Source organism: Vagococcus allomyrinae, from assembly GCF_017829975.1.
GTDB classification, from domain to species: domain Bacteria; phylum Bacillota; class Bacilli; order Lactobacillales; family Vagococcaceae; genus Vagococcus_D; species Vagococcus_D allomyrinae.
On record NZ_JAEEGA010000029.1, the window covers coordinates 26593 to 38613 of the forward strand.

Here is a 12021-nt window from a genome sequence, read left to right on the forward strand (position 1 = left end):
TCTGTATTAACTTGTTGCTCTAACTATATCATAAAAGCTAAACGATAACAAATTGATTCGCTTATTTTTTTCGAGCGACCAAGGCAATCGTTTGATTCGTTTTTTGAAAGGACCCGCCAGCAACATCAGCCATCCATTCAATCACCTCAAAGCCAGCAGCATTAAGTTCACACTTTAAACGAGTTTGATCAAAATATTGGTACCAGATGTTATAAACCTCTGTTTTATCTACTGTCAGCACAATACTTTGCTCCAACACAGCAAAGTCAGAGTATTTTTTGACCTGACTCACAACACTGTGTTCCTGCTGGCACCAAAAGCCTGGCCCAGAAACAGCGTACCAATCACGAGTTTCCACAACCTTTTGATACTTAGCTATTGAAAAAACATCTAAAAATAACTTGCCTCCAACTTTTAAACTGCCAGAGATATTTTTTAAGACCCGCTGTCGTTCCCTTGGATCAAGGGCCCCGTAATCACAATAGATCATTAATGCTAGATCATAGGATTGGTCCCCTTGCCATTCCAAATAGTTCAGGCAATGGTAATTAATCGATAGCCCCATTTTCTGAGCAGTAGAGGTTGCGTACGCAATCGATCTTTCAGAAAAATCAACACCTGTCACCTGATGCTCACCTCCTAATAATTGACAATATAACCCAGGACCACAGCCAAAATCAATAACCCGTTCCCCAGCCTCGACTAAATTGGTTGTAATAAAAGCTGCTGATTTTTGGATAAATGACCAATTCCGACTTGCTAACTCAACTTCCTGACTTAAATGAGTTGTCAATAATTGCTCAGAGATATAAGGTTCTTGCCAAAACTGACGGTCACCTTTCTCAAATCGTGCCACATTTTCCGCTTTCTTCAATAAGTCAAACATCCGATCTACCTCCAGTTTTAATAACACAAAAAAACCACAGAGAATGTTTCCTCTGCAGTCATGTCGTCAACTAACGTCATCAAGCAGAGTAGAATCAACAGCAACTCAAATAAGCCTGACCTCAGCTTATTAAAATTGCGAATCGATTATCTACTCTGTTCCAGTCGTAACAATCCTCTTGATGGAGCCTGTAAGCATCTGCTACGCCGAATGACGTCACCTAACCTTTTATGTTTCTTCTATTTTATCACGTTTTTCCGATATATTAAAGCCATGCTTCAATAACCGCCATGAGTTCCTCTGGATTTTCTGAGACCGTTTCTTGACTGACCTCTTGAATTAACTGACTGTCACCCACACAAACACTGTGTTTAGCTCCTTTCAACATTTCCAAATCATTGCGGTCATTTCCAAAGGCAATATAATCCTGATTCAATAAAATACACTCCAAAGCACTGGCTTTATTAACCCCACGTCTCGTTAGATCAAGGCAGTTTTCCTTGGGATAAGGGATACAATCAACGGTTAAGTGCCTAAAATCTTGCATCACCTTCGTTTCATCCTGATAGTTACTGACCAAAATTTTTAAGGGTTGTCTCACTTGAGCAATCGGTAAATTAATTGCAGTTTCTAAGACATCAACTTTGCGGCGCAACTCATCTAACGTCGTTCCCTTAAAGGAATAATTCCAATCCTCGTCAATCATGTAATCTAACTGATGATCAGCAATATAATCAAAGATAAACCTAACATCCTTTGAGTCCAAAGGATTGAGCCACTTCGCCTGTTTCTGATAATACATCATCGTGCCATTGCCCCCAATTAAATAACAATTATGGAGATTTTCTGGTAAAACTGGCAAGATATCTCGAACTGGTCTTGCTGAGGCAAACACCAATTGATGTTCTGGAGCTTGATTTATTTTTTCATTCATTAACGTGGTTAATCGCGTGTCTATCGTGCGACCATCATAGCAGATAGTGCCATCTAAGTCGAAAACAAAATTCATGGAATCCCTACTTTCTGTGTTTCATGAAACTGACTGTACTATTTTACGTAAGTATAGCATTCATTTTCAGAAATAGTCAAAAAGTAACCGTAGTACTTTTCTCCAATAAAGAAGATCCTACCTAAATAAGTACATGAACAACTTATTGCTTAAAATAGGTCGTTGTGACAATTCCATTTTTCAAATGGACCTCACCTGTTTGTAAACGTAAGGATTTCGGCATCTCCTGAAACAAGGAAATTCCCTGCCCTAAAAGAATCGGCATCGTTGACAGTTGGTACTCATCAATCAGATTTTCGTTGACCAATGGCATGACCACACTACTGCCACCAACAATCCAAATAGTGCCACCATTGCTCGCTTTTAATTCTCTAACTAGATTTACCACCGATTCATTAGTGAAATGAACCTTAGCCAGATCCTCTGTTCCTCGAGAAGTGATGACATAAGAGGTGACATCCTCATAAGGATAATTGCCTGGGGCTAACTCATTCACCACTTGATCATAGGTGGTACGACCTAATATGACCGTATCGACTTTTTCATAAAATGCCTCATAGCTGTGATCCTCTTCAATTATCTCAGTGGCTGAGTCAAGCCAACCTACTCCACCACTTTTATCAGCGATGTAACCATCAATACTTGTGGCAATAAATAAAATAACTTTGCGTGTCAAATAATCTTCTCCATTTCTTAAAGGTCGGCACTCCCGATGTTAAAAACGCAAACACAGGAAATTCCTTTTTATTACTGTCCCGACGTTAATTGTTATTATCTCAAACAAATCATGTATAATAAGGTCAGCAAACATAGCATAAGCTTTTCTATCTGATTAGCCTAGAGTCATTTTGTGCCAACTGGACAGTTAGTCGACAATTCAGTGAAACTGTCTGAGAACCTGACGATTCCTTGCTATGTTATTCTTTAGGAGGTCTATAATGGATATTAGAACCCAACGTTCACAAAGCTTTCTCTGGCAAGCCTTTTTTGACTTAATGATTGACGGAAACCCTTTTTCCCGTATCACCGTCAATCAAATTTGCGATAAAGCCATGGTTCACCGCTCAACTTTTTACAAACATTTTGAGGATAAATATGCCTTGCTCGATTTTGGCTTAAGTGAGCTTTTTGCCGATTATCACGCGATTCCAGAAATAAAAAAAGTGGTCGCGCCCTTTTATTGGGCTGATACCTTCTTCGAAAATTCAACAGCACAACAGTTGTTGGAAACGCAAAAAAAAGATGAGGTCTTTTTCGATTTGCTAAAGAACTACTCTATCTCAATGATGAAGCAGGATGTCTTAAAAGCTTATGAGCAAATCGATAGCAAGGATATTCCCTTAGAGTTACTTGCGGAATTTCATGTCTCAACTATCTTTACCTTAAGCCACTGGCAAGCAAAAAGCAGCCAAACCATTTCCGTTCAAGAAATGGATCGCTACTTTAAGCAATTAATTTTTATGAACAGTGACAAGTCCTAATTCATTTCCTGATAATACTCCCATAATTGTGCAATATAGTAATGAGATTGCAATGATGAAGCGGCTGTTGTAATCGTCGACGGTTGCTTTGTTTTAACCGCCTCTACAAAGGCCTCAATCAAACGTTTAAAGCCTCGTTTTGCCAAGGTGTTTTCCCAATCACCAAATGTGTCAATTGAGACCTGCCCTTTTTCATTCTTGCTTAATTGATCAAGATTGGACACCGTGTAGCTGCCGCCCACGGCCTGAACTTCAACTGTTTCAGTATGGGCACCCGCTACCATATTGGTCGCTGCAATAGCAGTTGTCGTGGCAGTTTCAAAGGTGATCATCCCTCGCTGGAGAATGCCCGCCTCAGCACTAATTTGATAGTGAACATCAATGATCTCATCGTCCAGTAGATACAAAACAGTGTCTACCACATGAATCAACATATCAAAAATCTCAAACTTAACCTGCCCTTTTGGCTGGATTCGGTTTTTTTGAGCAATTATTAGATTTTTAGCTGGCACAGCTTTCAATTGTTGATTAAATGGCGCAAATCGGCGGTTAAATCCTGTCATTAAGATTAAGCCTCGTTCTTCTGCTAGCCGATGCAAGTCAACGACTTCCTGGTAGTCTTCACTAACTGGTTTATCCACGAAAACATGAATTCCTAACTGAAGTAGTTCCTCGATTAAAGCCCCATGTGTTGGTGTTGGCGTATGGATAAAACAGGCATCTAAACCACTGGCCAAAAAATCCTCTTTATCCGAGTAAACAAAAGGCCAATTATGACGAGCGGCCAACTCCTTCATCTTACTTTCATCACGGGAATAAAAATGCCAATCGACTTCTCTCCGCAATTCATTCATCACTGGTACATATGCTTTTTGAGCAATATTTCCTAATCCCATAACACCAATTTTCATCATTCATCGTCCTTTCAATCACATCAATTTATCCGATTTATAGCTGTTTCTCAAAGACGTAATCAACCATTTGAAAGCCTTCACCAATATCACTAACCAATTCATGGCTATTTTTAAAACCACGACCCTCGTAAACCTCAATTGATTGTTGATTGTCTTGATTAACATGCAATTCAAGAATTTTTTTTCCTTGAATAATGGCTTGTTTTTCCAACCAGGTAAAGACTTGTGAAGCATATCCTTGACCTCGCTGGCTCGCCAAAAGATAGAGTTTACTAATAAACAAGCGATCCTCAGACAATTCGTAAGCCGTATATCCAACCGCTTGACCATTTACCTCTATAAAAAAATACAACACATCGCCTTGTACTTGACGCCAAATCTCCTGATAAGATTGAAACTCCCTTAACATATAGTCGACTTGTGTCGTTCCAATAATCGGTGAGTACCATTCACGCCAAATTTCTTGCACAAGGGGAATCAATGCCTCGACTTGTGCTTCTGTCGTAATTGCTGCTAACTTAACTGCCATCGTGTCCCTCTTTCCCAATAAATGATGCTCGCTTGCTCGATTCATTATTAATTATCTCCAAAATATTTACAGGATATCACTATTATATACCAGAAAAATGAAATCAACACTGAAACAGCACAAAAAATCCACAACATGTGACACTTCCTGCCAAGCAGACACTTTAATTGCCTCCATTATGATTTGTTAGCCTCACATTATCAGTGACTAACACCCTTCACATATGTTATGATGTTCATATATAGATTGGAAGGTGAGTCACTTGAAACTACAAGTCCTTTTAGAAAACACTAGCATAAACGCCGCACTTCGATCAAGTCATGGGCTTTCACTCTTAATCCATGACCAAGATCAAAAAATTCTCTTTGACACTGGTCCAAATATCAATTTTAAGTACAATGCCCGCAAGATGGGCGAATCCTTACAAGATTTAACTGCGATTGTTATTTCCCATGGCCACGGGGATCATACTGGTGGACTCAACTACTTAGACTTAGCTCGTCAACCAATATATGCAGCAGCAACTGTTACCCAGCCTCATTACCTTAAATTAGCTTCCTTTTACAAGTATGTCGGCGTCCCTCAAAAGCTACTTTCGCCACTGACGGATCACTTGACGACAGTCGAGGAATTGATTGAAATTGCTGACAACCTCTTTCTCGTTCCCTTAGGGCCAACCGATCAAACGACTAAAAACCTCTACAAACAGCAGGGAAACACTAAAACAATCGATGATTTTGAGCACGAATTAATGTTGATAAACGTGACGGCTAAAGGGTTAATCGTCATAACGGGTTGTAGCCATCACGGCATTGTCCAAATGGCTACTTTAGCCTTATCCCTATTTCCCGGCAAAGCGATCCATTATTTGATTGGTGGTTTTCACCTAATCGGCCTCCCTTATATCAATAATTTAGGAAAACCAAAGGAAGACATCCGCATGATTGCCACCACTCTCAATCAACTTCCCATCAACCACATCTTGTCTTGTCATTGCACTGGCAGTAAAGCCTTTGCCCTTTTGAAAGAAGAGTTAGGAAAGAAATTAGCCCCTATCAGAACAGGTGATTGTCTCTTGATTTAAAATGAATAACTTTCTTATCAATCAGATAGCCAACACGACAAAAAAGATAATGAATGAGGAAATCGCCCTTCAGTCATTATCTTTTACCCTCTATAAAAATTAACTTTGCTCACAGGAGTTTGAGGCTTTCGTTCATTTTAGCGGAAAACTAACACTTACTTTTGTGCCTTCCCCAAGAGAGCTTTCCAACTTGATCTGTCCCTTTAATAGTTTGGCATAGTGACTCACAATCGATAACCCCAAGCCAGAGCCACCAATATTTCGTTGACGGGATTTACTGACACGATAGAAGCGCTCAAAAATACGACTTTGATCTTCTTCAGAAATCCCCACACCCGTATCCATGACACTAAAGATTAGCTCTTGTTCTTTCATCCGTAAGCTAATATGAATTTTGCCATGATTTTCGGTATAATCCACTGCGTTTTCCAATAAGTTTTTAACGACCGGTTGGAAATAATCCGATGGAACCTCTTTATCTGCCACCTCATCTATTCCTAGGGTAACCTTCAATTCTTTGCTCTCAATTTTACTTTGATAGCGACTTAATTCTTCTTCAATGATGCTGACTGGCGAAACAAAGGCAATATCCTTCTCCGCCAAACTGGTTTCCGTTCGTAGCAACAATAAAATATTTTGAATCAAGCCGTACAAACGGTTGGCCTCTGCTTGGATGATCTCTAAAAAATCCTTGGCGACAGCTTTTTCATCAAGCGCACCCTCTAATAACGTTTCAGTAAAGCCAATAATTGAGGTCGTTGGCGTTTTTAATTCATGGGAAATATTGCTGATAAAGTCTTGATGAATCAATTCTATTTGACGAATGTCCGTAATATCATAGACAATTCCCACATATTCTTTTTGCTTTTGACTGTCCGGTTGCAAAATTCGCAATACGACATTTAGATCTTTTTCCAAAGGTGTTTGCAAGTGAATCTCCGCCTGTAGCTCCTGCCCTTCTTGTTTAACTCGCTCAACCAATTTCTGCAGCTCCTCATCGTTAAACCAAAGTTGATAGGAAGCCCCATTTTCCAATGGTTCATGAGGATTAAACAACTGATGCATCGTCGGATTGGCGGAAACGATTTCTAAGTCACTATTCATAATGAACACTCCAATATTCAAGCTTTCTAAAAGAAATTGTAATTTTTCTTCGTTAAAGAGTTGTTGATAATAGAGTTGATTGGTCTCTCGCATCAAACGATTAACTGATTGATAGAGCTGATTCCACTCAGCCGAACTTGTATCCAGTTCCTGTTTTTTTTCTGGATGGTCAATGGCCTCTTGTAATGCTGGTAAAATAAACCGTAATGGCTCATTATTTTGACGAATAAAATAAAGCAATAAAAACATAATCGCGCCCACTAATAGAACAAAGGCTACGAACATCACTTGTTGGAACTGACGAATACTGTCGGAAAAGCCGGCGTATTTTTCTGACAAGCGCAACACACCAATTACGTCACCATTCCGATAGATTGGCTTGGCTACATACAACAACTTTTCACCAATCGTCTTACTGTCCCGTAAAGCTGAGCCTTGTTGCGCCTGACCCGCTAAAACAGCCTGAACTTCAGGTCGTTTACTCCGAGTGCCAATGGCTTCCTTCTCATGAGAAGAATCATAAATAATCAAACCACCCTTGCTTAAAAGGGTTAGGCGCTCATTCTCTCCCACGAGATAGGACAGGTCGTTATCTTTAGCAAAAGCTTGCAAATCTGATTCTTCATTTAACATCACACTGATCATTAAATCAATTTCATTGGCCAATTTGGCCGTTTGCTGGCTGATTATTTCGCGATTAAAAAAACGATTAGTAAATATTGCCCCTGCTAAACAGAGGGCAATAAAACTAATCACGATGATGATTTTTTTTAAGTGTTGAGGTTTAATCATTGGCTGTCGGCTCCTGAAATTTATAACCAAACCCACGAATAGTGATTAAGTAATCAGGGTTCTTAGGATCATCTTCAATTTTTTCTCGTAAATGACTGACGTGAATATCAACCGTTCGTGAATTGTTGTAAAGCTCATCTTGCCAAACACGTTGAATCAACGTGTCTCTGTCGATCACGCGATTCTTGCGTTCCATGAAATAGACCAGCAATTCAAATTCTTTTTTAGTCAACGTTAGGTCAGTTCCAGCTTTGCTGACTGTATACTGTTGGGGATAAGCCAACAACATGCCAACTTCGACTTTTTCATTCACCAGCTCACTCTCTTCGGGGGGCGTCGAGGGAACTGGTGTCATGCGACGATACACGGCCCGCATACGCGCCAGTAATTCACGAGGACTGAAAGGTTTGGTTAAATAATCATCAGCACCTATTTCCAAGCCGATAATTTTATCGACAACTTCATCCTTTGCCGTCAACATTAAGATGGGGGTTTCTATGTGTTGCTGGCGAAGTTTTTTGGTCACTTCAAAACCATCTAATTTTGGTAGCATTAAATCCAAGACAATAAAATCAAATGACTGACTTGTTGCCATCTCGACCGCGTGTTGACCATCAAAAGCAACCTCAACTTCTAAGCCTTCTTTCTCCAAGTTGTACTTTAGGAGCGTGGTAATTGACGGCTCATCATCTACTACTAAAATTTTCTTCATCCAAGGCTTTCCTTTCATCAACACTTTGTTGATATAGTTATCGTCTACAGTTTAATTGCTGACTGATGAATTGGTTAAGACGCTCTTTCAGTCAAACGACTATTCTTCACATTTTATTATAACACAGGGCCTCTTATTCGCTAACTAAAAGACTTATTTCACCTCCCCGTCTAAGCCACGCTCTACTTTCATAGAAGTAATTGGAATGTAATTTAACTGCTCCACCACATTCTTTTGAACGTCATCTGTTAAAATGTATTCAATAAACGCTGTGACTTCTTTTGGTGCGTCTTTAGCGGTATACATGTGTTCGTAAGACCAAATTTTCCAAGAATTATCCGCAACATTTTCTGGTGTTGGTTTCACATCATCGACAGATAAACCAAGCAACCCTTCATCAATATATGAAAATGCTAAGTAACTAATGGCGCCTGGTGTTTCAGCAACTATTTTGCGAACGGTTCCTGACGAGTCTTGTTCTTGCGAACTGACTGGTTGTTGGCCATCGAGTGCCCACTTTTCAAATGTCGCACGCGTACCACTGCCAGCGGCCCGATTAACAACTAAAATTTCTTGATCTTTCCCGCCAACCTCTTGCCAGTTTTTGATTTTTCCAGTAAAGATATCAACTAATTGAGCCGAAGTTAAGTTAGTCACGCCCACTTCTTTATTTGCTACTGGGGCAATTCCCACCACCGCTATTTGATGATCGGTTAAGGCCTCGGCATCAATACCGTCTTTTTCTTCTGCGTAAATATCGGAGTTACCAATTTCCACAGCTCCGGTTGACACTTGGCTCAATCCAGTGCCACTGCCGCCACCTTGAACTTCAATTGAATAGTTAGGATTATCCGTTTGATAAATATCCGCAATATTCTCCACTAAAGGCTGAAGTGCTGTTGAACCAACTGCTGTAATTTCAACTTTTTTTGAGCTTGCACTACCACTAGCCGAACTATCGCTCGATTCTGTTGCAGATGACCCACAGCCCGCCGCAATTAATAAAACTCCGCTAAATAAAATCGTTAAAGCTATTTTTTTCATGTGTCTTTCTCCTTCAACATTTTGAGTTGGTTGTTCCATTGATGATCGACGTTGGACGATCCATTTTTTGTTACATCTGGTAACACACTTAGAATAACAACTCTTTGTAAAAGGAAATCACGGTTATTTGTAAAATTCTTGTAAATTTATGGCGCTTTACTTTATTTTTACAAAAAAACTTGCACTTTTTATTACATAATTGGTACCATTAACTAAAAGAAACTACTAAAGTGAGGTCACCTTATGATAAAAATAGCCTTATTATCTGATGTCCATGGCAACATTACGGCCTTAGAAGCGGTTATAAATGATGCACACGCAGAAAACGTCACAGAATTTTGGTTGATTGGGGATTTGATTATGCCAGGCCCGGGAAGATCAGAATTATTCACCATGCTGAAACAACTTAATCTGACAGTTTTTGTAAAAGGGAATTGGGAGGATTGTTTTTTAGAAGGAATTGCAGGCGATATTGATCTAAGCCGTCCGACAGATGTCTACATCGCTCGATTGGCTCAATTTCAGTACGAACAGCTAACAAGTGAGGAGATTGCTTTTATTGAGAACTTGCCACTCCACGTCACCCGTCAAATCAACAACTTAACCATCAGCATCTCTCACAATTTGCCAGACAAGAATTACGGTCCAGCCTTGATTACCACTGCTTCGCAAGCGGAAATGGATCGCTTGACTACTAAAGGTGAAGATATTGCCATCTACGGTCATATTCATCACCAACTAATGCGCTACAGTAGTCAAGATCAACTGATTATTAATCCAGGGTCTATCGGTCAACCATTTGTTAAATGGCCTGGTTTGCGAACGGATTTGAGAGCTCAATATGCCCTACTAACCATTGATGACAATGGCTTAGCAGATGTCCATTTCAAAAAAGTCGCTTATGATGTTCCCCATGAAATCGAACTTGCCAAACAAGCTAACTTGCCATATGTTGAGCTTTATCGTCTGTTGCTCGAAACTGGTAAAACTTATACTCATGACGAAAAAAAATTGGCTGAAATCAATCAACATTTTGATTATGTCCAAGACGTAGTCCATTTTTTAAGCAAAAAAAAATAAACAATCGGGCTATGCCACGAAGCCCGATTGTTTACTTATTCCACGCCACTTATTTTGGTGACAGGGGGAACAAAATAATCGTTAAAACAGTTTTACTATAGTGATATGATGTCACATCAGACATGACATGGCTGATGTTTTTCACCTTGGAACCCCTCTCTTATAACAACTGGTAAAGCTTGAGTTGATGCGATTTACGGCTAAAAAATTATCTGAAATATCATTTTATGTGTCACATTTCAAGTAACTCGTCTGATTTTTTTGCGGCTTGATTCTTTCAGTCACGAACTAACTAATTGCGCGCCCATTTACTTTGCCTACCTATATTCAAACAGGTCCTGTGTTACATCAGACATAACATGGCTGATTTTTTCCGCCTTGAACTCTCTCTCGCTCAGTAGTTTCTAAAGTTTGATTTGATGCGATTTACAGCTGTAACTTTCTCAATAACATCATTTTACATGTCGCATTAGTTGTAACTCGTCTAATTTTTGATGTAAACTCTTTAAGTCACGAGCAAATCAATTACGCGTATTTCAACTTTCACTGCCTTTATTCAAACTCTCTCATGTCACGTCGGACATGACACGGCTGATTTTTTCCACCTTGTATTCTCTCACTTTTAGTAGCCGTTAAAGCTTGATTTGATGCGATTTAATACTGGAATTTTCTCAAAACTACCGCTAAACATGTCACATTCAATATGACACCTTAGCTTTTTTACCGCATTACTGGTGATGGTTATAAAAAATAGGCCCCCTTCCTTTTGAGATTTTTTAACAACTGAAATTCTTCTTTATTCTCAAAAGTCGCTATTCTAGGATTAATTCACTATTTTCTATTTTTTATCTATCAGAACGAATGATGATATTCATTAGACAACGCCCATATCAGATCAATTCTTCGGACTAGATTAGTGACTATCAGCTATTTCTCAATTAATAACAGGCTAAATACCGGATTATACGCTTTATTAACCTTTCAAAAGGTCTCGATTATTATCCTAACCCGAAAAAGCAACCGCTTTCTAACAGCAACAATCACCATTCTTATGACAAAGGATTCATCCACTTACTGATAGTGATTCCCTCTTTATACTTTATTTTTACATTAATAACATTGAACATGTCAAGTCTTTTCACAATTTTTTTTTTAAATTCCATTAAATAACTACTAAATACTGATTGATCTCTTCGATAAAAAAATCTGTCTATTTACTCTAAACTCAAACTAAGAGCCCATCAAAAAAAGAACCCAAATAGTGAGGCTGCTGAAAAAGTTAAATAATTAAAGTTGTATAAAATGATAGCTGTTTTATACAACTTTTTTTTGATTTTACAGACTTTTTCCGTTCAATTTGAGATAATATAGGTAGAAAAAATAAAG

11 protein-coding genes are annotated in these 12021 nt (G+C 39.0%); 3 read left to right on the top strand and 8 right to left on the bottom strand.

From position 1 onward, the window contains the following. Positions 1-61: 61 nt before the first annotated feature. From I6N95_RS26115 to I6N95_RS26125, 3 genes are all read right to left on the bottom strand, one after another. Entirely contained in the window at positions 62-886 is an 825-nt protein-coding gene (locus I6N95_RS26115) for a class I SAM-dependent methyltransferase (RefSeq protein WP_209533000.1), read from the bottom strand. A gap of 265 nt (positions 887-1151) precedes the next feature. Beyond that, on the bottom strand, positions 1152-1895 hold the full coding sequence (locus I6N95_RS26120) for an HAD-IIB family hydrolase (RefSeq protein WP_209533002.1): 744 nt from the start codon (positions 1893-1895) through the stop codon (positions 1152-1154). Between the two features lie 142 nt (positions 1896-2037). Continuing rightward, positions 2038-2571, bottom strand: a complete 534-nt coding sequence (locus tag I6N95_RS26125; protein ID WP_209533004.1) for a dihydrofolate reductase family protein — start codon at positions 2569-2571, stop codon at positions 2038-2040. 262 nt (positions 2572-2833) lie between these two features. Between I6N95_RS26125 and I6N95_RS26130 the strand changes: the two genes are divergently transcribed. Beyond that, positions 2834-3376 carry a TetR family transcriptional regulator gene (locus I6N95_RS26130; protein ID WP_209533006.1) on the top strand — a complete coding sequence of 181 codons (543 nt, stop codon included), beginning with the start codon at positions 2834-2836 and terminating at the stop codon, positions 3374-3376. On the opposite strand, the gene I6N95_RS26135 is transcribed toward I6N95_RS26130, so the two are convergent. Beyond that, a complete protein-coding gene (locus I6N95_RS26135) occupies positions 3373-4287 on the bottom strand; it encodes a Gfo/Idh/MocA family protein (RefSeq protein ID WP_209533007.1) in 915 nt (304 codons plus the stop codon). The genes I6N95_RS26130 and I6N95_RS26135 overlap by 4 nt on opposite strands. 37 nt (positions 4288-4324) lie before the next feature. After that, entirely contained in the window at positions 4325-4864 is a 540-nt protein-coding gene (locus I6N95_RS26140; RefSeq protein ID WP_209533008.1) for a GNAT family N-acetyltransferase, read from the bottom strand. Between the two features lie 208 nt (positions 4865-5072). On the opposite strand from I6N95_RS26140, the gene I6N95_RS26145 reads away from it, so the two are divergent. Further along, on the top strand, positions 5073-5903 hold the full coding sequence (locus I6N95_RS26145; RefSeq protein WP_430727563.1) for an MBL fold metallo-hydrolase: 831 nt from the start codon (positions 5073-5075) through the stop codon (positions 5901-5903). Between the two features lie 132 nt (positions 5904-6035). Here I6N95_RS26145 and I6N95_RS26150 read toward each other — a convergent pair whose 3' ends face one another. From I6N95_RS26150 to I6N95_RS26160, 3 genes are all read right to left on the bottom strand, one after another. Continuing rightward, the gene (locus I6N95_RS26150; protein ID WP_209533010.1) at positions 6036-7799 is read right to left on the bottom strand and encodes a sensor histidine kinase; all 1764 of its coding nucleotides are present in this window, start codon (positions 7797-7799) and stop codon (positions 6036-6038) included. Further along, positions 7792-8511: a response regulator transcription factor gene (locus I6N95_RS26155; protein ID WP_209533011.1), complete on the bottom strand. Its 720-nt coding sequence runs from the start codon at positions 8509-8511 to the stop codon at positions 7792-7794. Before I6N95_RS26155 ends, I6N95_RS26150 begins: the two co-directional genes overlap by 8 nt. 153 nt (positions 8512-8664) lie before the next feature. Continuing rightward, positions 8665-9555: a phosphate ABC transporter substrate-binding protein PstS family protein gene (locus I6N95_RS26160; RefSeq protein ID WP_209533012.1), complete on the bottom strand. Its 891-nt coding sequence runs from the start codon at positions 9553-9555 to the stop codon at positions 8665-8667. A gap of 243 nt (positions 9556-9798) precedes the next feature. Between I6N95_RS26160 and I6N95_RS26165 the strand changes: the two genes are divergently transcribed. Then, a complete protein-coding gene (locus I6N95_RS26165; protein ID WP_209533015.1) occupies positions 9799-10635 on the top strand; it encodes a metallophosphoesterase family protein in 837 nt (278 codons plus the stop codon). Positions 10636-12021 lie beyond the last annotated feature (1386 nt).

What these genes read in the sequence shown, in the direction of transcription:
- I6N95_RS26150 (WP_209533010.1), bottom strand. Translation starts at nt 7,799, where the DNA reads ATGATTAAACCTCAACACTTAAAAAAAATCATCATCGTGATTAGTTTT.
- I6N95_RS26135 (WP_209533007.1), bottom strand. Translation starts at nt 4,287, where the DNA reads ATGAAAATTGGTGTTATGGGATTAGGAAATATTGCTCAAAAAGCATAT.
- I6N95_RS26165 (WP_209533015.1), top strand. Translation starts at nt 9,799, where the DNA reads ATGATAAAAATAGCCTTATTATCTGATGTCCATGGCAACATTACGGCC.
- I6N95_RS26130 (WP_209533006.1), top strand. Translation starts at nt 2,834, where the DNA reads ATGGATATTAGAACCCAACGTTCACAAAGCTTTCTCTGGCAAGCCTTT.
- I6N95_RS26115 (WP_209533000.1), bottom strand. Translation starts at nt 886, where the DNA reads ATGTTTGACTTATTGAAGAAAGCGGAAAATGTGGCACGATTTGAGAAA.
- I6N95_RS26155 (WP_209533011.1), bottom strand. Translation starts at nt 8,511, where the DNA reads ATGAAGAAAATTTTAGTAGTAGATGATGAGCCGTCAATTACCACGCTC.
- I6N95_RS26120 (WP_209533002.1), bottom strand. Translation starts at nt 1,895, where the DNA reads ATGAATTTTGTTTTCGACTTAGATGGCACTATCTGCTATGATGGTCGC.
- I6N95_RS26140 (WP_209533008.1), bottom strand. Translation starts at nt 4,864, where the DNA reads ATGAATCGAGCAAGCGAGCATCATTTATTGGGAAAGAGGGACACGATG.
- I6N95_RS26160 (WP_209533012.1), bottom strand. Translation starts at nt 9,555, where the DNA reads ATGAAAAAAATAGCTTTAACGATTTTATTTAGCGGAGTTTTATTAATT.